The 25,386-nt window shown below is 43.5% G+C and carries 23 protein-coding genes, 1 tRNA gene and 1 pseudogene; 22 read left to right on the forward strand and 3 right to left on the reverse strand.

What is annotated here, in order from left to right; genetic code table 11:
- Positions 1–5: 5 nt before the first annotated feature.
- From ACYRYY_RS11765 to ACYRYY_RS11795, 7 genes are all read left to right on the forward strand, one after another.
- Positions 6–980, forward strand: coding sequence for a Gfo/Idh/MocA family protein (locus ACYRYY_RS11765; RefSeq protein ID WP_460215803.1), 975 nt, complete (start codon positions 6–8; stop codon positions 978–980).
- Entirely contained in the window at positions 977–1,777 is an 801-nt protein-coding gene (locus ACYRYY_RS11770) for an LpxI family protein (protein WP_460215804.1), read from the forward strand. Before ACYRYY_RS11765 ends, ACYRYY_RS11770 begins: the two co-directional genes overlap by 4 nt.
- A 41-nt stretch (positions 1,778–1,818) precedes the next feature.
- Complete coding sequence (locus ACYRYY_RS11775; protein WP_460215805.1) at positions 1,819–2,289, forward strand: chemotaxis protein CheX; 471 nt, start codon at positions 1,819–1,821, stop codon at positions 2,287–2,289.
- Between the two features lie 3 nt (positions 2,290–2,292).
- A complete protein-coding gene (locus ACYRYY_RS11780) occupies positions 2,293–3,087 on the forward strand; it encodes a prepilin peptidase (protein WP_460215806.1) in 795 nt (264 codons plus the stop codon).
- 154 nt (positions 3,088–3,241) lie between these two features.
- The gene (gene tyrS, locus ACYRYY_RS11785) at positions 3,242–4,420 is read left to right on the forward strand and encodes a tyrosine--tRNA ligase (protein ID WP_460216492.1); all 1,179 of its coding nucleotides are present in this window, start codon (positions 3,242–3,244) and stop codon (positions 4,418–4,420) included.
- A gap of 9 nt (positions 4,421–4,429) precedes the next feature.
- Complete coding sequence (locus ACYRYY_RS11790; protein WP_460215807.1) at positions 4,430–5,689, forward strand: DUF1015 domain-containing protein; 1,260 nt, start codon at positions 4,430–4,432, stop codon at positions 5,687–5,689.
- Positions 5,690–5,809: 120 nt separating this feature from the next.
- Positions 5,810–5,881 (forward strand) — tRNA-Val (locus ACYRYY_RS11795).
- Between the two features lie 422 nt (positions 5,882–6,303).
- Here the strand turns inward: ACYRYY_RS11795 and ACYRYY_RS11800 are convergent.
- On the reverse strand, positions 6,304–6,906 hold the full coding sequence (locus ACYRYY_RS11800; RefSeq protein ID WP_460215808.1) for a TetR/AcrR family transcriptional regulator: 603 nt from the start codon (positions 6,904–6,906) through the stop codon (positions 6,304–6,306).
- A 169-nt stretch (positions 6,907–7,075) separates the two neighbouring features.
- On the opposite strand from ACYRYY_RS11800, the gene ACYRYY_RS11805 reads away from it, so the two are divergent.
- The 5 genes from ACYRYY_RS11805 to ACYRYY_RS11825 are packed head-to-tail and all read left to right on the forward strand — an operon-like array spanning position 7,076 to position 13,446.
- The gene (locus ACYRYY_RS11805; RefSeq protein WP_460215809.1) at positions 7,076–8,512 is read left to right on the forward strand and encodes a hypothetical protein; all 1,437 of its coding nucleotides are present in this window, start codon (positions 7,076–7,078) and stop codon (positions 8,510–8,512) included.
- 11 nt (positions 8,513–8,523) lie between these two features.
- Positions 8,524–8,988, forward strand: coding sequence for a hypothetical protein (locus ACYRYY_RS11810; protein WP_460213486.1), 465 nt, complete (start codon positions 8,524–8,526; stop codon positions 8,986–8,988).
- Between the two features lie 13 nt (positions 8,989–9,001).
- Positions 9,002–12,061: a molybdopterin-dependent oxidoreductase gene (locus ACYRYY_RS11815; RefSeq protein WP_460215810.1), complete on the forward strand. Its 3,060-nt coding sequence runs from the start codon at positions 9,002–9,004 to the stop codon at positions 12,059–12,061.
- A gap of 11 nt (positions 12,062–12,072) precedes the next feature.
- Positions 12,073–12,681, forward strand: a complete 609-nt coding sequence (locus ACYRYY_RS11820; RefSeq protein ID WP_460215811.1) for a 4Fe-4S dicluster domain-containing protein — start codon at positions 12,073–12,075, stop codon at positions 12,679–12,681.
- Positions 12,682–12,738: 57 nt separating this feature from the next.
- Complete coding sequence (locus ACYRYY_RS11825) at positions 12,739–13,446, forward strand: molecular chaperone TorD family protein (RefSeq protein WP_460215812.1); 708 nt, start codon at positions 12,739–12,741, stop codon at positions 13,444–13,446.
- An 87-nt stretch (positions 13,447–13,533) separates the two neighbouring features.
- On the opposite strand, the gene ACYRYY_RS11830 is transcribed toward ACYRYY_RS11825, so the two are convergent.
- Positions 13,534–14,133 (reverse strand): TetR/AcrR family transcriptional regulator, encoded by a 600-nt coding sequence (locus ACYRYY_RS11830; RefSeq protein WP_460215813.1) that lies wholly within the window; start codon positions 14,131–14,133, stop codon positions 13,534–13,536.
- Between the two features lie 292 nt (positions 14,134–14,425).
- Here ACYRYY_RS11830 and ACYRYY_RS11835 point away from each other — a divergent pair, with 292 nt between their 5' ends.
- From ACYRYY_RS11835 to ACYRYY_RS11855, 5 genes are read left to right on the forward strand one after another with little or no spacing between them, the layout of a single operon-like run.
- The gene (locus ACYRYY_RS11835) at positions 14,426–15,865 is read left to right on the forward strand and encodes a hypothetical protein (protein ID WP_460215814.1); all 1,440 of its coding nucleotides are present in this window, start codon (positions 14,426–14,428) and stop codon (positions 15,863–15,865) included.
- A gap of 11 nt (positions 15,866–15,876) precedes the next feature.
- A complete protein-coding gene (locus ACYRYY_RS11840; protein ID WP_460215815.1) occupies positions 15,877–16,341 on the forward strand; it encodes a hypothetical protein in 465 nt (154 codons plus the stop codon).
- Positions 16,342–16,354: 13 nt separating this feature from the next.
- Positions 16,355–19,474 carry a molybdopterin-containing oxidoreductase family protein gene (locus ACYRYY_RS11845; protein WP_460215816.1) on the forward strand — a complete coding sequence of 1,040 codons (3,120 nt, stop codon included), beginning with the start codon at positions 16,355–16,357 and terminating at the stop codon, positions 19,472–19,474.
- Positions 19,471–20,205 carry a 4Fe-4S dicluster domain-containing protein gene (locus tag ACYRYY_RS11850; RefSeq protein WP_460215817.1) on the forward strand — a complete coding sequence of 245 codons (735 nt, stop codon included), beginning with the start codon at positions 19,471–19,473 and terminating at the stop codon, positions 20,203–20,205. Before ACYRYY_RS11845 ends, ACYRYY_RS11850 begins: the two co-directional genes overlap by 4 nt.
- 11 nt (positions 20,206–20,216) lie before the next feature.
- Positions 20,217–20,906: a TorD/DmsD family molecular chaperone gene (locus ACYRYY_RS11855; RefSeq protein WP_460215818.1), complete on the forward strand. Its 690-nt coding sequence runs from the start codon at positions 20,217–20,219 to the stop codon at positions 20,904–20,906.
- A gap of 6 nt (positions 20,907–20,912) precedes the next feature.
- On the opposite strand, the gene ACYRYY_RS11860 is transcribed toward ACYRYY_RS11855, so the two are convergent.
- Entirely contained in the window at positions 20,913–21,071 is a 159-nt protein-coding gene (locus ACYRYY_RS11860) for a hypothetical protein (protein WP_460216512.1), read from the reverse strand.
- Here ACYRYY_RS11860 and ACYRYY_RS11865 point away from each other — a divergent pair.
- The 5 genes and pseudogenes from ACYRYY_RS11865 to ACYRYY_RS11885 all read left to right on the forward strand — a co-directional run.
- A pseudogene (locus tag ACYRYY_RS11865) lies at positions 21,031–21,180 on the forward strand (4Fe-4S dicluster domain-containing protein); the annotation flags it as partial. The gene ACYRYY_RS11860 and the pseudogene ACYRYY_RS11865 overlap by 41 nt on opposite strands.
- 153 nt (positions 21,181–21,333) lie before the next feature.
- The gene (locus tag ACYRYY_RS11870; protein WP_460216493.1) at positions 21,334–21,975 is read left to right on the forward strand and encodes a 4Fe-4S dicluster domain-containing protein; all 642 of its coding nucleotides are present in this window, start codon (positions 21,334–21,336) and stop codon (positions 21,973–21,975) included.
- Positions 21,976–22,712: 737 nt separating this feature from the next.
- Positions 22,713–23,600 (forward strand): ABC transporter substrate-binding protein, encoded by an 888-nt coding sequence (locus ACYRYY_RS11875; protein ID WP_460215819.1) that lies wholly within the window; start codon positions 22,713–22,715, stop codon positions 23,598–23,600.
- On the forward strand, positions 23,597–24,619 hold the full coding sequence (locus ACYRYY_RS11880) for a FecCD family ABC transporter permease (protein WP_460215820.1): 1,023 nt from the start codon (positions 23,597–23,599) through the stop codon (positions 24,617–24,619). The genes ACYRYY_RS11875 and ACYRYY_RS11880 overlap by 4 nt, the downstream gene beginning before the upstream one ends.
- Positions 24,616–25,377 (forward strand): ABC transporter ATP-binding protein, encoded by a 762-nt coding sequence (locus tag ACYRYY_RS11885; RefSeq protein WP_460215821.1) that lies wholly within the window; start codon positions 24,616–24,618, stop codon positions 25,375–25,377. Before ACYRYY_RS11880 ends, ACYRYY_RS11885 begins: the two co-directional genes overlap by 4 nt.
- The last annotated feature ends 9 nt before the right edge of the window (positions 25,378–25,386 follow it).

Consider the following 25,386-nt stretch of genomic DNA (forward strand, 5'->3'; position numbering starts at 1 on the left):
GAACAATGCTTAAAGTTGGTTTGATAGGACTCGGAAAGATGGGTAAATACCATCTGAACATATATGATGAACTCCAGAATGTGAATATGATAGGAATGTGCGATGTATCGCAGGCTGTGCTTGATGAACTCAAGCCAAGATTCAGATACGAGGCGTTTACTGATTATCGTGATCTGCTTCCGAAAGTTGATGCTGTAACTGTTGCCGCACCCACAAAGTATCATTTTGATATAGTTAAGGAATGTCTTGAGGCAGGCAAACATGTTCTGGTGGAGAAGCCTATTACCACTAATCTGGAAGAAGCGCAGAAGCTGTTTGAAATAGCTGCAAAGAAAAACCTTGTGCTGCATATCGGGCATGTTGAGAGGTTTAACGGAGCAGTTCAGGAGCTTCGCAAAATAGCCGATAATCCCTACCTTATTGAGTCAAGAAGGGTCGGACCATTCAACCCCAATTTCGCAAAAGACAGCATCATCCTTGATCTTATGATCCATGACATAGACATAATAGTCAACATGGTCAATGCGGATGTTGTGGAAATTCAGGCTTCCGGTTCAAAGGTTTACTCTGAACTGCCAGACTATGCGGCGGTTAACATCCGCTTTGACGGCAACACAACTGCTCAGATAGTTGTAAGCCGTGTAACGCAGAAAAAAGACAGGATAATGAGCATAAGCCAGAAGGATGCGTTCATTACCCTTGATTACACCAGTCAGGACATAAATATATACAGAAACGCCCAGAGCCAGCATGTGTTCGGTAACAAAGAACTTCACTACAGAAACGAATACATCCTCGAAAGACTCTTTGTCTATAAGGACAACCCGCTTAAACAGGAGATTAAACACTTTATTGACTGCATAAACGGCACTGTTAAACGTGTGGTTACTGTGGAACATGAGCTTAAATCTCTCAAAATCGCCCTCAAGATTGACGATATGCTCACCAAGGGCATAGGTGCTGAAGAGGTCAGAATTTGAACAAAGTCGGACTGATCGCCGGAAGGGGAGAGATACCCCTTCTGGTTAAGAGGGAGCTTGAAGCCGCCGGAAAGGAGCATATCGTAATTGCACTTGCCGAAGGTGTTGCAGACTTTCTCCGCCCATACTGCGGTGATCTCCCTGTGTTCTCGCCGCTTCAGGTGGGTAAGGTCATAAAGACACTTAAAAAAGAAAAAGTGACAGATGTTGTCTTCGCCGGAAAAGTTGATAAGGATGTTCTTCTGGGCAGGCTCCGCTTTGACGCAACACTGTTTAAACTGATTTTTAAATTAAAGGATTTCCGTGACGATACAGTTATGGGCGCCATAAGGGAAGAGTTTGAGGCAAACGGGATAAATGTCCTTAAACAGACAGAAATTCTCTCCCGTTTTCTTGCCCCTAAGGGGCAGATATCCTCCCGTGTGCCTGATAAAGAAGAACAGGATGATATCGATTTCGGTTTTCCAATAGCAAAAAAAATAGGCGAACTTGACATCGGGCAGACAATTATAGTACGCAAGCGTGCTGTAATGGCTGTTGAAGCGTTGGAAGGCACAGACAAGGCTATTGAACGGGGCTGCGGGCTTGCAAAAAGCAAAGCAGTTGTAATAAAGATAAAGCGCCCGTTTCAGGATGACCGGTTTGATATTCCGACCGTTGGTGTTGACACCCTTAAACAAATAGCAGATAATAAAGGAACTGTTCTGGCAGTTGAAGCGGGCAGCACATTTATTGTCGACTATGACGGATGCAGAGCTTTTGCTGATTCCAAAGGCATTTCATTTTTGGGCATCTGAATTATAACGTTAATAAATGCGCCGGATTTTTTGAGGTCTTAATGAAAGCAGAGCATATCAACCCTTTTATAATTTCCACCAGCGAAGTTTTTAAAACAATGGTGGGAGCGGAACCCAGGAAAGAAGAAGTCTATGTCCGTGATGAAAAAGAGTTTGTGAACGAAATTTCAGGCGTAATCGGTCTTGCGGGTGATGCTAACGGGTTTGTTATCATCAGCATGCCAGAATCACTCGCCCTTAAAATATACAAAAGTTTTGCAGGCGAAGAAAAAGACGCCATCGACCCCGATGTAACAGATGCAATCGGAGAAATCCTCAACATGATCGCAGGCGGCGCTAAACAGATTTTCTCACGTCTCGGTGTGAGATTTAAAATATCCATCCCTAACGTAATTCTCGGCAAAGACCACAAAATAGCAAAACAGAGAACAACCAAAAGCCTTTGTGTTAAATTCAGCTTGGAAGGGAGCAGCTTTGTTATAGAGGCGGCTCTTCAGGAAAAGAAAGGTTAAATTTTGCCCCTATTTACTCTTCTTTCTGTATATATTTTTGTCATAGGTCTTGTATTCGGAAGTTTTCTTAATGTGCTTATCGCAAGGCTCCCCAAGGGAGTTTCAATAACATTTCCTCCTTCAAGCTGTCCTGAGTGCGGGCATCGAATCAGATTTTATCATAATATTCCTGTTATCGGCTATCTTGTGCTTAAAGGAATGTGCAGGGACTGCGGCGGGAAGATTTCTGTTAAGTATCCTCTGGTTGAGTTATTAACCGGAGTTATGTTTCTGCTGATTTTTCTCAAATTCGGTTTAAGCTGGTACACTCTTAAATACTGTGTTTTTGTATTTCTCCTTCTCGGAGCAGGACTTACGGATGTATTTACCGCAGCGGATGAAGATTTTGAATGCGGCATAATCCCGGATACATATACGTTGGGCGGAACTTTAGTCGGACTGTTGTTTTCTTTCGTCACTTACCCTGATATCCTTACAGCTTTGATAGGTGCTGTGGCGGGTTTTTTGTCCTTGTGGATACCTGCATGGCTGTATAAAAAACTACGCAGACAGGAAGGCATGGGCGGCGGAGATATAAAGCTCATGATGATGATTGGGGCATTTCTGGGTTATGTCCCGATATATTTTATAGTTTTCGGCAGCGCAGTCATAGGCTCGGCTGTGGGGATACCGCTTGTAATACTGAAAAAGAATAAAAACTACATGATTCCATTTGGTGCTTTTATAGCAGTTGCGGCGATTGTTTATATTTTCTTTGAGCCGTACCTCATCAGCCTGCTTCTCCGTGAATCGGCTTAAAACAATACTTTACTTGAACTAAGGCGATTGATCGTATATATTGACTACGAATTTGCGCTGATTTTACACAGGCGTAAATCGGCGGAAAACCGCATGGAATAAGCGGTTTATCCGTATAAATTTGGAGGGCTAAGTGCTACCCGTACATCAGCAGATGGAGCTTATCAGAAGAGGGACGGAGGAGATCATCTCCGAAGAAGAACTCTCCGCAAAGCTCGAACAATCACTCAAAACCGGTGTCCCTCTCAGGATAAAAGCAGGGTTTGACCCCACCGCACCGGATCTTCATCTCGGACACACGGTTCTTATTCAGAAACTTAAGCATTTTCAGGAACTCGGACATCAGGTAATTTTCCTTATCGGAGATTTTACCGGAATGATAGGCGATCCTTCCGGCAAATCTGAAACAAGAAAAGCTCTCACAAAGGAAGAAGTTCTCAGAAACGCTGAAACCTATAAAGAGCAGGTGTTTAAAATTCTTGATCCAGAAAAGACCGAAGTTGCCTTCAACAGCAAATGGATGGAGGCTATGACAGCGGTTGACATGATCAGGCTCTCTTCTTCCTACACTGTTGCGAGAATGCTTGAAAGAGACGATTTTTCAAAAAGATATAAAGAAAACAGACCCATCAGCATACATGAGTTTCTCTATCCGCTTGTTCAGGGGTATGACTCTGTTGCGCTCAAGGCGGATGTTGAACTCGGCGGCACAGACCAGAAGTTCAACCTTCTCGTAGGCAGAGAACTTCAGAAAGATCATAAACAGAGACCTCAGAACGCCATCACAGTACCCATTCTTGAAGGGCTTGACGGCGTTAATAAAATGTCCAAATCTCTTAATAATTATGTCGGCATCAGTGAGCAGCCTTCGGAAATGTTCGGTAAGCTCATGTCTATCACTGATGAGCTTATGATGCGTTACTACCTTCTTCTTTCTGACCTCAGCCTTGCTGAAATAGAGCAGATGAAGAAAGATATAGCCTCCGGCTCACTTCACCCAATGGAAGCAAAGAAACGCCTCGCGGTGGAAATAGTTAGCAGATACTGGGGCGAACAGGCAGGGAAAGACTCACGGGAAAACTTTGAGAAAGTTTTCTCCAACAAAGAGAACCCTGATGATATGCCGGAGTTTAGTTCAGGCACAAAAAATCTGCTCGATATAATCAGAGAACTTGATTTTGCCCCCAGCAACGGCGAAGCAAGAAGAATCGCCAAACAGGGCGGTGTATATCTCGACAATGAGCGTATCGAAAATCTTGACATAACCCCTTCTGCGGGGGAACACATACTTAAAGTCGGCAAAAGAAAATTTGCCAGAATCTTAGCAGGCTAGGAGGATCAGGTGGCTATTGTAAAACCTTTCATGGGTGTGCGCTATAATCTTGAGAAGGTGCTTCTCAAACAGGTTATCGCCCCTCCGTACGATGTAATATCGGATGAAATGAAAGAGACGCTGAAAGGCAGATGTGCTGCTAATGTGGTAAGGCTTGACCTTCCGGACGGCGAAGGCGATGTAAAATACCAGAACGCTGCACATCTTTATGAAAACTGGAAAAAAGACGGCACACTCCTTCGTGATAAGGAGCAGGGCTATTATCTCTATGAGCAGATATACAGCTTCGGCGGTAAGGAATATGTAAGAACGGGCTTCATTGGGCTTCTCAAACTCGAGGAACTGGGCAAAGGCTCTGTTTTTCCCCATGAGAAAACTCTCTCCGGTCCTAAGAAAGACCGTTTCGAGCTTATGAAAGCATGTCAGACCAACTTCAGCCAGATTTTCGGTCTGTACATGGACAAGGAAAATAAGCTTGCGTCTGCTTTCACTAATGCAAAGAAAAATATGCCTGTTGCATCCGCTGTGGATGATGAAAGTGTTAAAAACACAATCTGGCAGATTACTGATACAAAAGTAATTGAAGAGATCGAATCTTTCATGAAGGACAAGGCTATTTACATAGCGGACGGACACCACAGATACGAAACTGCTCTGGACTACAAAAAGCTTAAAAGAGAGCAGAACGGAGATCTGGAAGGCAATGTTAAACCTTATGACTTTGTTATGATGATGTTTGTGAATTTCTATGACGAAGGACTCAAGATTTTCCCCACTCACAGAGTTGTGGAAGTTCCTGCTGATTTCAGCATCGATACTTTTCTTGAGAATGTGAGCAACAGCTATGATGCTCAGGAACTTGACTCATATGAAGCGGCAGATAAATTTCTTCATGTTAAAGGACCTGTGAGGAATTTTGTTGTATTCAACGGAGAAAAGTTTATCGGGCTCTCACTCAGGGACGAAGTGCTTGAAACTCTTCACCCTATTTACAGAAAGGTAGATCCTTATGTAGTGCAGGAGACGCTTATTAAGCCCGGAACAGGCATATCCGATGAGCAGATCCTCCGTAAGGAAGGCATATACTTCCTTCAGACAATGGAGCAGATAAAGACTCTTATGTCAAAGAAACCTGCACTGGCATTTCTGATGAAGGGTGTGGATATTGACGTTGTTAGGGAAATTTCTGAAAGCGGTCTTGTTATGCCGCAGAAATCCACATATTTTTATCCGAAACTTCAGACCGGATTAGTAATTAACGATCTTTAGGGATTGATTTTTTCTTCCGGTTATGCAATAAGTTTTTTCGCACATCGGCAGGCAGTGCTGTTGAAGGCTCAAAGCAGCCGATGGGCCGAAGAGAACCCGTAAAGGGCTCTTATAAATTTTAGGCGCGTAGCTCAGCGGGAGAGCATTGCGTTGACGTCGCAAGGGTCGGCGGTTCGAAACCGCCCGTGCCTATTTAAAATCACCAAAAAAGCCAGTGGGTTAACCACTGGCTTTTTTATTCCGTGATTAAAGATGATTTGCGCTGTCTGAGTTTCGTCATAAGCGGCTACTGTCGCTTCACCGTTTTCTTCAACAGAACCTAAAAGTGAGTAAACATTACTGCCGTTTGTTACTGCTCCCGAGATTTCATAGTCCGAATTGACTGCTAAGAGCCATTTCTCACCGTTATTACAAGTCCCGGCATAGTATCCCGCATATTCTGCATCAAAGTAACGTATCAGCGGGAAAATCAATAATTCATCTTTCACTATCTTTATTCTGGCTGGAGTTTACTTTCCAATAAAGAACTGATTTATAGATAAGCTCACAAAATATTGTGAATATAAAGGTAATTTAAGAAATATATAGAATTAGACTATGAAAGAGTATATGTTTCAGCTTTTTTGATTTATTGAAGACCATAATGAATTTATAAATATATCTATCTGTTTCTCAGTTACGGTCTTCGGGAAAAATGTATGCATCACAAAGTCATAAATAGGCATATAGCAAAAAAGAGTGGCTACTACCCCAAGTTCTTTTATAGTTTCATTTTTTTCGTTTAAGCTATCCAGAAACTCACATATCCGCCAGTTGCTAGTGGTTTTATAAAGAGCATCATCCCTAAGAGCTTCAGATAAGAATAAGTGTCCGATAATTGAAAATTGTCTCATAGTGCTTGCGTGGTTTATTTTTGAGCATAAATAATCGTAAACGAAGCGCACAAGGATTTTGAATTTTTGCTCGTCACTGGTGCATGAGTCAAGATCTAAACTGACTATTGCATTCTGCATTGTATTGTTAATATACAGAAGCGTTTGGTACATGAGGTCTTCTTTATTTTTGAAATAGTAATAAAGAAGAGCAGTATCCACATTTGCAGCTTTTGAAATTTCTCGCATGCTTACAAAGGCTAGGCTTTTAGTCGCTATTAAATCTATTGTTTTTTCAATTATTTCCTGCTGAGTTACTACAAACTTATCGGATTTCTTACGCATATTTAAATTTCTAGCACAGTGTTTCTTGTTATGTCTACAAAAAAACTTAGATATCTCGTATTAATTCATTCAACGTTTGTTTGAAAATTTATTGACAGTACTCTCATGGGTAGGCTATATAAATATCAACGATCGTTGATATTTAATTTATTTCCACAAAGGAGGAAGTATGCGCTACCTGTCGGTTAGTTCTATGCTTGCGTGTCTGCTGCTTTTCATTGCAGTTGGGGCACAGGCATTTGAGAACGGCGCGTCAAACACGCCGGACAGCTGGACGCAGCAGGTCTCTCCCGGACAGTTTAAGGAGAGCTACGAAGGTATAGGTCTTACAGATGACACTAAGGTCTACCTCACGCTGACGTCACGCTACAGACTGCGTACAAACGACTACGCAGACGATCAGGACTTTTATCAGTATCTGAGAGTCCACACAGATTCAGTTAAGCTTGGAGACGGAACGGTAAGATTTGCCGCTTTCGCAAGATTTGCTGATGACATTGACGGAGACCACAAGAAGAGCTGGGGCGATGATTACTACTATTATCACCGTGACGCTCTTGATACCCAGCTCGGCTACGATGACTGGGCTCCGAGACTTTACCACGGTTATGCTCAGTTCGACGGCGTAATCAAGAACACAGTCCTCAACGTAGGACGCTTCTATCTTTCCCACCAGAACACCTTCCAGCTTGACGGAGCAGATGCTTCAGTGAAACTCGGTGATATGGTTGAGGTCTATGCCTTCGGAGGCAAGCCCGTAAGCTACTATTACGATATTGATGACGACACTGTTTTCGGCGGCGGAATCAATGTAAAGGTGATGGAAGCAACTAAGATAGGCGCCGAGTATGTCCGTCTTGATGTAACAGACATAGAAGACGACTACACTAAGCTGAGAGTTGATCAGGCTATCCCTAACGGTAATGTTGTTCTTGAGTACACGCTTCTGAACGACGCAGCCACAGTGAACGCCGAAGGCGTGTATGAAGTAGCTGCCACAGGCACTATCGTCACGCTGAAGTATGAAGGTCTTCTTGACGAGATTGACTATGAGAACTCTTACGTAGTGAACCCTCTGACGAACACGCTTCTTGCTGCAAGCAAGTACAACAAGTATGAAGCGGCAGTTTATCAGTCATTTCTTCAGAACTTCGCAGCGGGTCTGGCCTATGAGGCTAAGGCAGTGGGCGGTAAAGAGAACTTCGACAACCGTGATTATTCGAGAATCAAAGGTAAATTCGACATTTTCGGACTCCCTTCAGAGAACACTTACATATCGTTCAGTGTAGACTACTGGGACATCAAGAACACAGCGGACTCCAACGACAACGAGCGTCTTCAGTACGGTGTTCAGATAAGCCAGAAAGTAGGACGCACTATGGATGTATGGGCAGGAACCTCCTTTAACCGTTACGAGTATGACTACGTAAACGACAAGAGGAAGGACTCCGTAAGAAGCTACTATGTCGGCGGACAGTATCAGCCTGTGCAGTACTTGAGCCTTATGGCTGACTTGAGCATGGAAGACACAGAATTCTATGATGATGTTGATTCCAGCCTTGATAAGAACTACACGGCAGAGCTGTGGGCTAACATTATTTTCTAGGGAGGAGATTTATGAAAGCGAAGATAACTGTACTCTCTATGGTAATGGGTATGCTGCTTATAGCGATGTATGCCTTTGCTGTGGAATCCAATAAACCCTCCAGCCATGACATGTCCTGGATGAACAGACACGGTTCAGCGAGTAAGGTAAACAAGCAGGAATGCCTTGAATGCCATACAGATCAGGTGAGCTGTATCCAGTGTCATCAGGAGGTATCTCCGAGAAACCATACGCCTTCGTGGACGAAGAAAGGTCACGGACTTGAGGCGAGGTGGGACAGAAGTTCATGTACGACCTGCCATAAGGAAGACAGCTGTATAGAGTGTCACAGCGTAACTCCCCCTGCGGACCACAGACCCGGCTGGGGCGGTTCGGGAGCAAGCCTTCAGAGACACTGTAACAACTGCCACTACCCTGTGCAGGACAACACATGCTTTGTATGCCACAAAACGGCGCATGCGCCCAATGCATACTAGTAAGGAGGATAATATGAGTCTTAAAGATAAATTAACAGAACAGAAACTGACAAGGCGAAGCGTACTCAAGGCGATGAGCGCTACTGTTGCTGCGGCTGCACTTCAAGGCTGCGGAGGAAGTGGTGATGGAGGAGAATCGTATTTCGATGAAATCGATCCTAATTTGCAACCACCTGAAGTGGAAACAAAATATGTACTTGGCTCTACTCCTCATAACTGCGGCGGCGGATGCCTTAGCAAATATCATCTTGAAGATGGTGTTGTAAAAAGAATAGTGACAGACGAAGATACTGTCGATGGCAATGTATTTGAAGGTAAAGCCCAAATACGCTCTTGCCTGCGTTGCCGCGCTAAAGTGGATTGGTGGTACAGAAGCGATAGGCTTACGAAACCTTTGAAACAGACAAAAGAAAGAGGAGATATCACTGGTTTTGTAGAAATTTCATGGGAGCAGGCTGTCACTGAAATAGCCGCAAAGATGCAGAATATATATAATACATATGGAGGGAATTCATTCTTTAATTGTCTTGCTCCATCAGACCGTTCTGATCAAAGCAACTGTATTGCGAATCTGACTAAGCTACTTGGTCCGGACTGTAGTCCTGTTCCGTGGGTATTAGATCTTAGTTACCCGCAGCATTCATATTCATGGTTTTTTATAGATCATGGAGGACTGCTCACTGAAACTGCCACATCCGCATCCCTGAGAACTGCAAATTATAGAGCTGATATTATCAATTCAAATAATCTGGTTTTGTGGGCATTCAACCCGATGGAAGCAAGAGTGGGAGCGCAGACAGGATGGTTTGTTACTCAGGCAAAAGAAGCAGGGGTTAAAATCACCGTAATTGATCCAAGATACACCAGAACAGCAGAGATTGCGGATGAGTATATAGGAATAGCGGGAACAACCGATGCGGCTCTTATGCTCGGTATGCTGCATTATCTTATTACTGAAACATGGAATCCTGACGGAACCCTGACTGCCAGTCCTCTGCTTGACGAGGCCTTTATAAGAAAATATGTACATGGCTTTTTTGATGATACAAACCCTAAACATTATTATGCAGATATAGATGCTTTTCCCACCGCTTATCAAGTGCCTGCGGGAGCGTCACTCTCCGCTTATATAATGGGGGAAGATGACAGGCTTACGAGGGCTGTGATGTCTGCTGGAGCTGAGGAATATACCAGGATGCCTTCCGGTACTACTGTCAACCAAGGCACTTCTGTTTATCCCAAAACAATAGGTTACAATGTTCCGACTACAGATGTCCTCTATGGTAAAACATCGCCTTTATACGGTCAGACTGCAAAAACTCCTGAATGGGCTGAAAAGATTACCGGAGTTCCTGCAAATAAGATCAGAGAACTGGCAAAAATGTATGCCACTACTAAGGTCACAACGTGGGTTTCGGGAGGGCTCCAGCGGCACAGCGAAGGCGAGCAGCCTGTTAACCTTGGACCTATTCTTGCTGCTGTTACCAAAAACTTCGGCACTAACGGCAGAAGCTACGGCTTTTCTCATGAAGTTAATTATAAATATCCGGGCACAATGCTTGATAAGGTTCATGTTTGCGGACCTAATCCGGGATCTGCGGATATATCCGGCGACACATACCAGTTTTCAAAACTTACTCTTGCAGGCGGTGAATTGGGACCTTTCGTTGGGAATATGGCAAGGACAAGCCCCTTATGCAACGCAATTATGATGAATGGTCTTTCCCTTACAGCATGGGTGGATTATGTCAGATGTGCTGGAACAGCAAATACATCAAAGTGGAACTACGGAAGAGCTAATGCCTCAACCAAGCCGGTCAAAGCTCTATTCGGTTTTGGCGGTAATTTTGTTAACCAAACAGGCAATACTGAAGAAATAGTCGATCTTTGTAAATCAAAGGACGGTAGCGGCAACTACAATATTGAGCTTATCCTCACAGGGGATCTCTTTTTTACAGCGAGTTCTCTTATATCAGATTATGTTCTTCCATGCGCCGGACCGGGAGAAAAGTGGGGAGAAACATGCGGATGGCTTACCGCAGAGGCAATGGTTATGCCGAAATTCACCGAAGCACCGGGTGAGGCACTGAATGAATTTGAAATTGCCAGAAGAATTGCTGCGAAGCTTGGCAAGGAAGAAGAGTTTAAAACCATGGCAGATGGTTCCGGTCTTGTAGTTGAGACAGACTATGAATGGTCTGAATACAACTGGAATAAGGGTTATAACGAAGGACAGATCGACCAAAACTGGGATGAAATTCAGAAAATCGGCGGCGTATTCATGATGGATCAACGTCCCGAAAAAGTGAAGTTTATTCCGAAGAAAAACTTTCGTGAAGATCCTGCCGTTAATCCTCTCAATACTATGTCAGGTAAAATAGAGGCATATTACCAGGGAATGCTTGAGGATTATGAGGCAGGTTCAATGGACAGCATAGACAGAGTTACTACCGATCCTGATGGTACTGATACTCTCTACGGCGGAAGTATTTTTACAGCTTCAACATCAGCCGAAGCTGCAAGAAGGAGATTCGTCTACCCAGTAGCAATGTATATTCCTGCTCTTGAGGGGCGCCATGCGGACGATTCTCATCCGGATCTTTTCGGGAGAGACGCTGCGGGCTTTAAGTTCAGAAAACAGGTTGGGCATTATAATTACCGTGCCCATTCAACTCTCGGAAATGTTGCTGTTCTCAATGAGCTTTATAAAAAAGATATAAACGGCAATAAGGCACATCTTTCCGAAGGCAGAAAATATTCCGACGGTGTATGGGATGACAATGTTTATGAGCCAATTTATATCAACCCTACCCATGCTTCAGAAATAGGAGTTTTAGATGGAGACAGGGTTCTTGTTTCAAGTAACAGCGGTTCTATGTACTGCACGGTAAGGCTTACAGGAAGGATTGCTCCTTATGATGCAAGCTTGGGAGACGGCGGCTGGTTCAGCCTTAATTCAAGCGGAAAGGACATAGGCGGTTCTTCAAATTCACTTTCATCCGGCAGACCGTCGCGTATCGCTTTTGGTATGACATTCAGCAGTGATGACCGTCTGAAAATTGTGAAAGCATAGGGAGGTATGATATGTCACAGAAAGGATTTTACTTCGATCAGACCAGATGCGTTGCCTGCGATACATGCCTTGTCGCCTGCAAAAGCTGGAATCTTCTTAATGCCGGACCTGCTTCATGGCGTAAAAGAGTAGAAAATGAAATAGGCGGTTATCCTGATCTGAAAATTTATCAGCTTACGATGAGCTGCAATCATTGTGCCGAGCCTTCATGTGTAAAGGTTTGTCCTATGGGAGCAATATATAAAAGAAAGTCGGATGGGGTTGTCATTGTTGACAGAGCTTCTTGCATTGCTTGCAAATCTTGCCTCGCAGCATGTCCATTTGGTGCGCCTCAATTTGCTGACGATGATCAGGAGCCTGTTAAAAAAGCTGAATGGAATGTAAAGCATCCGATGCAGAAATGCACAGCGTGTTGGGACAGAACAGCAATAGATAAACAACCGGCCTGTGTCGGAGCCTGCCCTCACAGAGCTATAGATTTCGGAGAGCTTACTGATCTTAACACAAAGTATCCTGATGCTGTGGAGGCTGTTATCAGTTTTCCGGATCCTGCTTATGGAGCTAACGGTAATAAACTGGATAAGTCCACAGGACCATCAATAATTTTTAAACGTAAATAATAACAATGTACAGGCGGGCCGCAATGCCCGCCTGTTTTGTCAAACTGGTAAGTAAACATGAATTTTGAAGATTTTAATTTTGATAGTTATTTAACTGACAGAGCAACGCTCTATGCTTTTATGTCGGGCTTGTTCAGCGAATGCCTTCGTTATGACGTTATACAGGTCATCCCGCATATTCTAAAGGGGTTTGAAGGTATATCAAAAAATATTGAACATAAGAAAGCTCTTATTGAGTCAGCAGAAAATGTTGATAAATGGCTGGTTGGCAAGCTTTCACAAAAGGACAGTGAAGAGTTGTGTCTTGAGCTTGCCAGAGAACATACCTCATATTTTGTTTTAGGCAGATTTAATATTCCTGATAATGCGTCCGCAACATTATCAATAAAAAAACTTATTAAAAGAGATGAATGGAAAAACTGCAAAAAGTTTTATCACCAACACGGCTACATCCTTAAAAAGAATAGCGGTAAACTGGAAGACTCTTTTGAGGTGCAGTGCCGTTTTATGGAGATGCTCATTCGTAAGGCTCAAAATGTAAAAGAAATACCAGAGTTTCTTACACTGATGGAAACCCAGCTTGAGTTTCTAAATATGCACATGCTCAACTGGGTAAGGCTATTTGGCAAAAAACTTAAGGATAGTACAGAGAAAGAGAGTATTTATAATTATTTGTCTGTATTTCCGGCTCTTATTATTGATTTAGATAAACAAGGTATTTCTGAATTGCTGGAAGAATTTTGGATTGAAGAAACAGCTGAATAAGATATAACCGACAGCCATCCTCCGGCTGTTGAACCCCGCAGGCACGGTAGGCGGAGATTTTTTGTGGTCTCTGTCTGCCGTGTTTTTCTAATCTTTAATTGCTTTCCATAGTGCATCTATGTAGGTATCAATCTGTTCTTTGCTTGTACTTATGTTGCGGATTGCATTGTTGATAGCAAAATCTGCTATTGTTCTTGTAATAAATGAAACATTTTCGAACCCAAGAATTTGGATTGTTTTGCTTGATTTACTCATGGATATAATAAGGTCAGTATAAAGGAAATTTGAATATATAGTGTCAAAAGTTTTATTAAAAATTTCCTTTGATATATGGTTGTCAGGCAGAAAGCAAAAAGATCTGTAAGCCATTGTAGGCTTAGGATTCTTATATGAATAGTCATAAAAAACATTCATAATGGCTTTAAACAATTCTTCATCGTTTTTTATATTATAGATATCCCTTGAAATTAACTCATTCTTAAAAAGGTCTGTAATATAGACCATAACATTGAAAATTAGATCATCTTTGTTCTTAAAATAATAGTAAATGCGTGAATGCTCCACGCCTACATGTTTAGCAATTGCCCGAATGCTGAGTCCTTCAATACCATTTGCAGCTATAATATCTATAGTACCTTCAATAATGTTTTGACGGCTGATTTCTGACTTTGTTTTGCTCTTTTTCATTCTTCTAACTAACACATATTTTCTGTTTAGTCGATTGGATTTCTTTTTGATGAATAATAAACCGACCATTCGGTTTATTATTGACATCCGGCAGAGGTGGCAGTAATGTTGCCTAATAAACCGAACGGTCGGTTTATTGCTTGTGAGAATTTTTTAATAAACAAATTTTATTAATCTGATTTTTTTTGTTTAAGTGCCATGTACTTATACAAAAAAAATTGGTGGATACAGCAGAACGTAAGTTTTTCTGTTCTATCAGCATATAACAATTTATTTCCACAAAGGAGGAAGTATGCGCTACCTGTCGGTTATGTGTATGCTCTTCTGTTTTTTATTGTCCACGCTGACAATGAAGGCGGAAGCATTTGAGAACGGCGCGTCAAACACGCCGGACAGCTGGACGCAGCAGGTCTCTCCCGGACAGTTTAAGGAGAGCTACGAAGGTATAGGTCTTACAGATGACACTAAGGTCTACCTCACGCTGACGTCACGCTACAGACTGCGTACGAATGACTACGCAGACGATCAGGACTTTTATCAGTATCTGAGAGTCCACACAGATTCAGTTAAGCTTGGAGACGGAACGGTAAGATTTGCCGCTTTTGCAAGATTCGCTGATGACATTGACGGAGACCACAAGAAGAGCTGGGGCGATGATTACTACTATTATCACCGTGACGCTCTTGATACCCAGCTTGGTTACGATGACTGGGCTCCGAGACTTTACCACGGCTACGCTCAGTTCGACGGCGTAATCAAGAACACAGTCCTCAACGTAGGACGCTTCTATCTTTCCCACCAGAACACCTTCCAGCTTGACGGAGCAGATGCTTCAGTGAAACTCGGTGATATGGTTGAGGTCTATGCCTTCGGAGGCAAGCCCGTAAGCTACTATTACGATATTGATGACGACACTGTTTTCGGCGGCGGAATCAATGTAAAGGTGATGGAAACAACTAAGATAGGCGCCGAGTATGTCCGTCTTGATGTAACAGACATAGAAGACGACTACACTAAGCTGAGAGTTGATCAGGCTATCCCTAACGGTAATGTTGTTCTTGAGTACACACTTCTGAACGATGCAGCCACAGTGAACGCCGAAGGCGTGTATGAAGTAGCTGCCACAGGCACTATCGTCACCCTGAAGTATGAGGGTCTTCTTGACGAGGTTGACTATGATAACTCTTACGTAGTGAACCCTCTGACGAACACACTTCTTGCTGCAAGCAAGTACAACAAGTATGAAGCGGCAGTTTATCAGTCATTTCTTCAGAACTTCGCAGCGGGTCTGGCCTATGAGGCTAAGGCAGTGGGCGGTAAAGAGAACTTCGACAACCGTGATTATTCGAGAATCAAAGGTAAATTCGACATTTTCGGACTCCCCTCAGAGAACACTTACATATCGTTCAGTGTAGACTACTGGGACATCAAGAACACAGCGGACTCAGACGACAACGAGCGTCTTCAGTACGGTGTGCAGATAAGCCAGAAAGTAGGACGCACTATGGATGTCTGGGCAGGAACCTCCTTCAACCGTTACGAGTATGACTACGTAAACGACAAGAGGAAGGATTCCGTGAGAAGCTACTATGTCGGCGGACAGTATCAGCCTGTGCAGTACTTAAGCCTTATGGCTGACTTGAGCATGGAAGACACAGAGTTCTATGATGATGTTGATTCCAGCCTTGACAAGAACTACACGGCAGAGCTGTGGGCTAACATTATTTTCTAGGGAGGAGATTTATGAAAGCGAAGATAACTGTACTCTCTATGGTAATGGGTATGCTGCTTATAGCGATGTATGCCTTTGCCGTGGAATCCAATAAACCCTCCAGCCATGACATGTCCTGGATGAACAGACACGGTTCAGCGAGTAAGGTAAACAAGCAGGAATGCCTTGAATGCCATACAGATCAGGTGAGCTGTATCCAGTGTCATCAGGAGGTATCTCCGAGAAACCATACGCCTTCGTGGACGAAGAAAGGTCACGGACTTGAGGCGAGATGGGACAGAAGTTCATGTACGACCTGTCATAAGGAAGACAGCTGTATAGAGTGTCACAGCGTAACTCCCCCTGCGGATCACAGACCCGGCTGGGGCGGTTCGGGAGCGGGCCTTCAGAGACACTGTAACAACTGCCACTACCCTGTGCAGGACAACACATGCTTTGTATGCCACAAAACGGCGCATGCGCCCAATGCATACTAGTAAGGAGGATAATATGAGTCTTAAAGATAAATTAACAGAACAGAAACTGACAAGGCGAAGCGTACTCAAGGCGATGAGCGCTACTGTTGCTGCGGCCACTCTTGCAGGTTGCGGAGGAAGTGGTGATGGAGGGGAATCGTATCAGGTAGTTAGCCCTTCTGATGAGCTTGTGTATGATAAAGATGTAAAAATATACCACACCACTGGTGCATATAACTGCGGTTCACGCTGCCAGCATTATGCACATGTGAAAAACGGCAAAGTTGTCAAAATGACTTCTATTGGGGATAAAAAACGTGGAGCAGCAGCCGATGCAGAAGCTGAGTATGACAGTTCCGAGCTCGGAAAACAGATGGAACTTAGAGCATGTGTGCGCTGTTATGGCGGTTATCAGGGGATATTATATCAGCCTGACAGACTGAAATATCCATTGATGAGGATTGATCCCAATAAACCGAAAGGGGACATAAACAACTTCAAACGAGTGTCATGGGATGAAGCTTTGAGTGCAGTTGCTGAAAAGATAAAAGCAGCTTACGACAGAGCAGCTCAGGACAATCTTTCATATGTTCCGATTATGACAAGATATTGGTTCTGGCTTATGATGTCATATTATATGGGGCAGCAACCGTGCGTACGAATGAACGGAAACGAATCCACAGGGGGAGCTGACCTCGGTAGCTTTGACACAGTCGGTTCCACTGTTTATGTCAACAGCCGAACAGACAGATATAACACGAAGTTTATGATTACTTGGGCGATGGATGTTACCAGAGGAACGTACTGGAATGTACACACTCATTTTATGAACACAAAAATGAAAGAAAAAGTCCACGGCGATATCCCGATGGTGGTGATTTCTTCAACTTATTCAGACGCCGCTGCGATGCTTACCACAGGAATACAGGGGTACCAGTATACAGTGGACGGTCACTCAAAAGTTGTTGATATCCCCGGCTGGATAGCATGTCGCCCGACAACTGATGCAGCTTTAGCTATAGGTATGATGTATGTCATATACAAAAACGGTAGAATGGATACTGATTTCATGCAGCAGACTGCACCTACAACCGTGGCTCAGGCTGATAGAAAATGCTTCGGATTCTGGAAAGGAGACACAGTCAAAAGTCAGGCTTCTTCAACGGGAGTAAGCCGAAGCGGTTATAAGATGATTGCTTATGCTGACATTCCTTCAGATGCTCCTTATAACGCAAGCGGAACAGCCATACCAAAAGGAACTTTCCTTAGTGGTTATGATTTTCAGGTTCCTGACGGAGAATCATTCGAGGAATATCTTTTGAGCAGAGAAGTTGAGTGGGGCGGAGCTGCTTCGTCACTTTCAACAGATATTAAATTCCGTGTACCGGATACTTCAGCCACACCGGGTGATGAGATCTATTATAAGGTTCTTGATTATATCGGAGCCTTAACAGGTGTTAATCCTGATGTTATCGAAGCACTTGCAATGAAATATTCTGAATATGCCGGACACCCGACAGATGCTGCGTTTATTGAAACGGGCGGCGGAGCACAGAGGGCATGGAATGCCGATGAATGGGTTTGGTCACTTGTCGGTTTGTCTGCTATGTGCGGTTACGTAAATAAAAAAGGCGGCGGTACAGCCGGCTTGTCCATGAGCCGTTTCTCTGAAAACTTATCATTCAATACCACAGGAAGCACTGATGCTCCTATTAGCGGAAGTAACGCTGCCGAGCCTACTTCATCATTTGGAATTGATGTCGAAGTAAGCGGATGGCAGAATACGATTTTAACGGGAAAAGATCACCGTAAAAGAGCAAACCTTATTGATGATATTAAGTATCAGACAGGCGGAAGAGTAGATTTATCAACTGCCGGAGAAAAACTTATTGATGTTGATGTTATCATCCATACGAACCTGAACAACATCAACACTCACCCGAATACTAATAAAAATATTCTGGCTGCACGTAAAGTTCCAACATTAATTGTTATGGATCAGGTGATGACACCCACAGCGCTGATGGCAGATATAATTCTTCCTGCTGCAACTCACTTTGAGAGTGAATCTTTTGCTGTGCCAGCTTATACCTCAATAAGCCACTTCTTCCATAGAGAAAAGGCAATAGACGTTATGTACGACACTCTTCCAGAGCACGAGCTTCAGCAGCGTCTCGGTGAAAAACTTACTGAAAATGGGCTCATTGGTACTCCATATGTATTTGCTCCTTTTGATACTTTCACTGAAGACGCATACAATAATGTCAAAATAACTGATTACTACAAACAGAAAGTTAGTTCTGATACCGCTTTGCCCTCTGCTGATGAGATGAGAGAAATCGGAGCTTTTACTCTTGAAGTGCCGAAAGACACACCTCTTGTTCCCATGATGGGAGATCTTATCCCTTCCGGTACACTTGACACCAGCACAGGGTTCCTGAACTTCTATTCTCTATTCAGAGCTATGCGCCCTGCGGAAAAGGTAACTGATCCGTATATCAGCGGAGATATTGATCCTCTTAATCCTGTACCTGCTGTTTACTACCCCGGCGGCTGGAGAAACGCTACTCTCTGCTATCAGCCTAACCTGCACGGGAGAGAAACATATTTTGACAACAGAAACCCGCTTACAGGAAAATACACCGGCTTCGTATCACCGCTTAGCGGACGTACTTACAAAATGACTTATATGACCAATAAGTCTCGTAACCGTGGTCATACAGTTTTTGACAGTGTTGCATCTATTAAAGATATGTTCCCGCAGGTAGCAAAGATGAACCCTGCAACAGCCGCAGAAAGAGGCATAACAGAGGGGGCTATGGTTTATGTATACAATGACCGTGGCTGCATGAAGATTCCTGCCCACCTTACACATGAAATCTTACCAGGAATCGTGAGCATAGAGCACGGTGCATGGTACAGGGCGCATCCCACTGAAAGAGTGAAAGTATGGATACAGGACGGTAGCGACCTTGCGAATCTTGAGGCATACCATGAAAGATCTGTTCCTGTGGATGTGGGCGGAGCTGACAATATTCTCACAAATGACTTTTTTGGAGAGGATACGATGATGTGTACAGGCGCTGTTCCTGCACAGTCAGGACCGTGTGAGGTAAGTCTTGTTAAACCTGAGAATGGAGGTACTGAAATATGAGCCAGTGGGGTTTTTATTTTAATCAGGACAGGTGTGTCGGTTGCCAGACATGCTCTTCAGCATGCAAAAACTGGAATGAGGAACGTCGCGGTGATGCAAAGATAAACGTAAGAGAAAACGCCGAAGAATATATGTCTGCAGTGGGCGAACAGGACAATGGAGAAAATTATATTAATCCCGATACCGGTGCTAATAATTACGAACTTTTCCGTAAATATTACATGAAAGAAAACTGGAGAAGAGTCAGCACTATTCTGGATGGTTCTGTTTCCGAAAGCAATACTGGTATTTTTGAATATAACGTGGATAAGCGTTTTCTCTCCATAAGCTGTAATCATTGTGAAGAACCCGCTTGTATCAAAGCCTGCCCTATGGGGATCATCACTAAAGATTCTGAAACTGGTTTGGTTCTTGTGGACAATTCAACATGTATTTCATGCGGAAGATGCCAGGGAGCCTGCCCGTGGGGAGCACCTCAGTTCTATGATTCCAAGTACAAGGAATATGCCATAGATAATCCTGCTAGACCAAAGATGACAAAATGTACGGGCTGTCTTGACAGGATAAAAGAGGGGTTACGCCCGGCTTGTGTAGCTGCTTGCTGGAACAGGGCACTTGATTTCGGTCCCATAGAGGAACTTAAGGCAAAGTATCCTTCGGCGCTGGAAAGTATCGTTGATTTTGATCGCAGCGGAATAGGCCCTAACATAATTTTTAAAGCAAAAAGCTGAAAGGTTATCATATGAAGACACTCTCGCAATATATGAGATTGAGGGCAGATCTGTATAATATTCTTTCTGCTCCTTTTAATGTGGAGTTCAAAGAATCAGACTTTGCCAGATTAAAAAAGTATGTCGCTGTAATGTCAGAAATGGCAAAGGAAAACGGTGATTCTTCTTTTGCAGCAGATGTTTCGGGACTAGGTAGATGTATTGAAAACCGAGTGGATGAGGACGTAATAGCTGGAGAGTTTGCGAAGCTCTTTTTAGGTGTGAACAAAGCTTCTTACACCGGCCACACTATCACTCCGCACGAGTCCGTTTATATGTCCGAGTCTCGGCTGGTTATGCAGGAACCGTGGGAGAATATATATGAAATATATTATAAACACGGCATTGGTAAGAATAAGGAGTTTAAAGAGCCTGAAGACCATATTACTGCAGAAATGAGCTTTATGGCTTTTTTGTCCCGTCAATGTATTGAATTTGCGGAGATAGGCAAATCTGAGGAGCTTACTGAGAATTTAGAAACGCAAGAGCTATTCCTTGATAAACACTTATGCAAATGGATACCTAAATTGGCTGAAGATGTTGTAAAGAACACATCGCTTGAATTTTACAAGTATCTTTCACTTGTTGTTCAGGGATTCATTAAGGCTGATTTTAAGTATATCTGCCAACTCAAGGAAGAACTCTCTGAAACTACTTGTTAACTCATTTTAACTGGCGGTGGGGTTATCCCCACCGCTTTCATTCTTTTTAACGGAGTCAATAATGCAGTATGGAATCAGTCTTTCTTCTGTACCGGTGAAAGTAGGCTCGGTGTTCTGCATTAATATGTACCACAAGAATGCCGGATGCCGTGACTGTCTCGACATATGCCCTGCGGCGGCAGTGCGCATAGGTAGACCGGGCACTGCATTGAGCATAGATCCTGAATTATGCATAGGGTGTGAAAGATGTGTTTCGGCCTGTCGTTACGGAGCCTTTCAATACAAAGGTTTATCTGAAATACAGTGGCTTGATTCACTCGCAGAAAAAGCAGAGAAAGGGAAACTTATCCTGTCGTGCGGTAAATCATCATACGGCGCAATAAGGCTGAACTGCCTGAGTCAGCTTAATGCAGTCGGTTTGCTGTATTTGGGTATAAAAGATGTCAGAGAAGTGATGCTGTACAGCGGGAATTGTACCGAATGTGCTTTTGGAGACGGAAAGAATTTTCTGCGTCTTCAGCTAAAGAGTTTAAAAAGGTTCAGCGGCAGCCTTAAGGGTTGCACTATTTCAACAGGCAGCAGTGAACATATTGTAATTAGATTTAGTTCCTTTCCACGTTTAAGCAGTATAGAAAAAAAGCAGATCAATGTCAGCAGACGAGGTTTTTTCAGTCTTTTCGGCCGGGAACTGGCTTCGGGTGCGTTTTCTGCTGTTGACGTACTGGTGGAGCAGAGCAGAGAGAGTGTGAATATTGGTGATTCAAAAAAGAAATCACAGAGAAAAGTATTATTTGAAAAAACAATTTCAATGCTTTCACCTTATATCAAAAAGCCGCTTCTTTTTGACAGAAATATCCCTTTCGGGACTATTCGCTATTCTGAAGAAAATTGTGATAAATGTAAACTTTGCATAACTCTTTGTCCTTCAACAGCTTTAACAAAGACAGAGGATGGAGTTATTGTACATGATTCTTTAAGTTGTACAGGATGCGGCGTTTGTATTAAAGCCTGCACCAACGGATGTTTACAAATTGAGCCGGAATCTGAATATCCGCAAAAATTAAAGTAAATAAAACAAGCAATCATCCTCCGGTTGTTTGTTTTAATGGGGGCACAGCGGATAAGTGTAAAAACATGTCCGCTGTGTTAATAGAATAATTAATGTCGTATTTTGACACAGAAGGCAGTATGTTGCCTCCGTAAGTCACTAATATGATTTGCTGAACAGATAGAATCTTTAAAAGGCGGGCACAAATGGAAATTAAGTTGAAAGGCATTAAACGAAAGAGATTCTCCAGTAATTTAATGCCTTTTTTATCGTGCCAAAATCGTGCCATTTTTTAATGAACATGAGTGATTATGGGTGATGAACAAGTTTTGCAAAACTTTGATTTTAAGCGTCTTTTATCACCTGTTGACATATTCCGAAAGCGGTTCGAAACCGCCCGTGCCTATTTAAAATCACCAGAAAAGCCAGTGGGTTAACCACTGGCTTTTTTATTCCGTGCCAAAATAAAAAAGTCAGCAGTTGGTTTTTCTAAACATAAGCAGCGGTCAATTTTTTAATTATCTATTCATATGTTTATATCAGTATTGCAGTAACACATAATCATGTTTTCGTGTGATAAAAACCTTGCATATTGTTTTTCGTGATGCTAGTGTTACGAAAATTTAATGTCGTGGCATGCTCCGTGCTTTATTTTGGGTAATACTGTGAGATTTGATAAGTATCTTAAGATTCTTGTATTAATAAGTTTTTTGGTTAATTTACACAGCGCGGCATATGCCAGGCAGCTGCGGATTGTTGTGCTTAACAGTGATGGATTTGAGATTATCCGTGCCCTTGGTGCAGAGGATATGGTCGTTGGTGTGGGTGATGTTATTGCCGAGGAGCCGGATTTCTGGGGGGAATATTCCAGACTTCCCGTTGCCGGCGGATGGCGGATGCCTGATTATGAAATGATTGTGAAACTAAGACCTGATGCGGTTTTGGGTTACAGGCGTTCACCTGATGATGAATCAGAAAAGAGACTGGCAAAGCTTGGTGTAAAGCTGTTTCGCTATGATTTCTACCGCATATCAAATTTTGAAAAAGAGGTCAGGGAGTTTGCGGCTTTTATAGGTAAAAGCAAAGAGGCGGAAGAGCTTCTTTCGTGGTGGAAGCCCCTTTACAGCCTTATAGAGAAGCTATCTTCAACAGTTAACAAACCTAAAGTATATATAGAAGGGTTCGGTAAATACAGGAGTGCAGGACCCGGTTCAGGCATTCATGAGATGGTAACTCTGGCAGGGGGAGATAACCTCGCCAAGGGCGCTTCTATTCCTTATCTTGAGGTCAATTCCGAATGGGTATTCAGCGGAAACCCTGACTTTATTGTAAAAACCGTTTCCCTGAGAGACTGCTATGGAGGAGGCTGTGAAAATTATCTGAAACAGGCTGTGGATGAGTTTGAAAACCGTCCGGGTATGAAAAGCCTTAAAGCTGTCAGAAACAAAGCAATACTCTCCATGTCTCCTGATATAGGTCCCGGTCCCAGAGGTATTATCGGTGTTATCGAGATAGCAAAGCGTCTGCATCCTGAACAGTTTGCAGATATTGATCCTATTAGAATTCATTCGGATTATCTGAAAAAATTTCATAACCTGGATTATAAAGGCATATATATTTATGAGCCACTGAGTGTCAGCCAATGAGCAGCGGACTGATTACTGCATATATCAAATACGAACGAAGAAGAGCAGCATATGTGGTGTTGCTTTTTATGCTGTGTATTCTTGCTTTTACAATTTCTCTTTCTTTCGGCTCATCAGGGTTGAGCTTAAAAGACTCGTACTCTGCTGTCTTCGGCGGAGATGAAACCAGCAGGCTGATAATATGGGAACTGCGGATACCAAGGCTCCTTATGGCTGTTTTGGTCGGCTGGGGGCTTGCCGTAGGTGGAACCGCCAGTCAGGTTGCGCTTAGAAATCCCCTTGCATCACCTTTTACACTTGGTGTGTCATCAGGTGCTGCGTTCGGTGCGGTTGTGGTCATAATGTCCGGCATGACATCATCATGGCTAATTGCGGCTGCTGCATTCAGCGGTGCAATTATAACCACGCTCATAGTCCTCGGAATAGGCAGGCTGAAAGGAGCATCTCCCGAATCTCTTGTTTTGGCAGGTGTTGCGCTGATGTTTCTTTTTTCCGCAATGACTTCACTCCTGCAATATACGGCTACCATGCAGCAGGTTCAGGCTGTTGTGTTCTGGATGTTCGGGAGTCTGGCAAATTCGGGGTGGCATCAGCTTGCTGTTACGTTCCCTCTCACGATTCTGCCGACATTGTGGCTGATTAAACATTCTCTCGATTTCAATCTCATGACTGACAGCGATGAAACAGCGAAGGCTTTCGGTATAAATACAGGCAGGCTGAGGATAACCGCTATGCTCTGCGCTGCGCTCATGTGTGCATCGTCAATATGTTTTACAGGGGTTATAGGTTTTATCGGGCTTGTTTCTCCGCATATAGCAAGGCTGCTTCTCGGCAGCGACCACCGATGTATTTTCCCTGCTTCGGCTCTTATCGGAGCATCAATAGTTACAGCAGCAGACACCTTCGGGAGGACTCTCTGGCAGCCGCAGGTTATACCTCTGGGTATAATGACCTCTTTCATAGGTGTTCCGTTTTTTATATGGCTTCTTCTCCGTAAAAAGATAGGAGGCCATCCGTGATACAGGCCGATTCATTGTCTTTTTCATACGGCAGGACAGCGATACTGAAGGATATTTCCTTTCATGTGGCAAAGGGCGAAACAGTGGCCCTGCTTGGTCCTAACGGTTCCGGCAAGACCACGCTGCAAAGGCTTGTGTTGAACATACTTAAGCCGTCATCAGGCAGTGTTTCCATAAACGGTGAAAGTGTCCCCAGCATAAAAAGGGAGCTTTTCTCCCGTTATGCTGCCTATGTTCCCCAGCATATTTCAAACAGGTTTCCCATGAAAGTTTTCGATGCCGTGCTTATGGGGCGGAGATCATATATGTACTGGTCAGCATCAGAAAACGATCTTGCCGTTGCTGAAAAAGTTATTACGGAGCTTGGGCTTGGGGATATAGCCATGCGTGATTTGACAACTCTCAGCGGAGGGCAGAGGCAGAAAGCAGCTCTTGCCCGTGCGGTGGCGCAGGAAGCTGATTTTATAATAATGGACGAACCTACAAGCAGTCTGGATCTGAGGCATCAGCTTGAGACAATGGAAACAGTGAAAAGGCTGCGGAATGAAGGTAAGGGCATACTGATAGCTATGCACGATCTCCAGCTTGCGGCACGCAATGCAGACAGGGTGTATGTGATAAACGGCGGTGCGCTTTATTCACAGGGCTGTCCCGCAGAAGTAATAAATGAAACCATGCTCCGTGATGTTTACGGGGTATGTGCAGAGATAGAAAACACCGGATGTTTTACTATAAATGTAAAGGGATTAAGCGCTTGATCCGTTTAT

The organism is Geovibrio sp. ADMFC3 (assembly GCF_054687035.1).

Excerpts from the sequence above, each read along its gene's own strand:
- ACYRYY_RS11765 (WP_460215803.1), top strand. The coding sequence starts at position 6 with ATGCTTAAAGTTGGTTTGATAGGACTCGGAAAGATGGGTAAATACCAT.
- ACYRYY_RS11775 (WP_460215805.1), top strand. The coding sequence starts at position 1,819 with ATGAAAGCAGAGCATATCAACCCTTTTATAATTTCCACCAGCGAAGTT.
- tyrS (WP_460216492.1), top strand. The coding sequence starts at position 3,242 with ATGGAGCTTATCAGAAGAGGGACGGAGGAGATCATCTCCGAAGAAGAA.
- ACYRYY_RS11800 (WP_460215808.1), bottom strand. The coding sequence starts at position 6,906 with ATGCGTAAGAAATCCGATAAGTTTGTAGTAACTCAGCAGGAAATAATT.
- ACYRYY_RS11805 (WP_460215809.1), top strand. The coding sequence starts at position 7,076 with ATGCGCTACCTGTCGGTTAGTTCTATGCTTGCGTGTCTGCTGCTTTTC.
- ACYRYY_RS11810 (WP_460213486.1), top strand. The coding sequence starts at position 8,524 with ATGAAAGCGAAGATAACTGTACTCTCTATGGTAATGGGTATGCTGCTT.
- ACYRYY_RS11815 (WP_460215810.1), top strand. The coding sequence starts at position 9,002 with ATGAGTCTTAAAGATAAATTAACAGAACAGAAACTGACAAGGCGAAGC.
- ACYRYY_RS11820 (WP_460215811.1), top strand. The coding sequence starts at position 12,073 with ATGTCACAGAAAGGATTTTACTTCGATCAGACCAGATGCGTTGCCTGC.
- ACYRYY_RS11825 (WP_460215812.1), top strand. The coding sequence starts at position 12,739 with ATGAATTTTGAAGATTTTAATTTTGATAGTTATTTAACTGACAGAGCA.
- ACYRYY_RS11830 (WP_460215813.1), bottom strand. The coding sequence starts at position 14,133 with ATGAAAAAGAGCAAAACAAAGTCAGAAATCAGCCGTCAAAACATTATT.
- ACYRYY_RS11835 (WP_460215814.1), top strand. The coding sequence starts at position 14,426 with ATGCGCTACCTGTCGGTTATGTGTATGCTCTTCTGTTTTTTATTGTCC.
- ACYRYY_RS11840 (WP_460215815.1), top strand. The coding sequence starts at position 15,877 with ATGAAAGCGAAGATAACTGTACTCTCTATGGTAATGGGTATGCTGCTT.
- ACYRYY_RS11845 (WP_460215816.1), top strand. The coding sequence starts at position 16,355 with ATGAGTCTTAAAGATAAATTAACAGAACAGAAACTGACAAGGCGAAGC.
- ACYRYY_RS11850 (WP_460215817.1), top strand. The coding sequence starts at position 19,471 with ATGAGCCAGTGGGGTTTTTATTTTAATCAGGACAGGTGTGTCGGTTGC.
- ACYRYY_RS11855 (WP_460215818.1), top strand. The coding sequence starts at position 20,217 with ATGAAGACACTCTCGCAATATATGAGATTGAGGGCAGATCTGTATAAT.
- ACYRYY_RS11860 (WP_460216512.1), bottom strand. The coding sequence starts at position 21,071 with ATGTCGAGACAGTCACGGCATCCGGCATTCTTGTGGTACATATTAATG.
- ACYRYY_RS11880 (WP_460215820.1), top strand. The coding sequence starts at position 23,597 with ATGAGCAGCGGACTGATTACTGCATATATCAAATACGAACGAAGAAGA.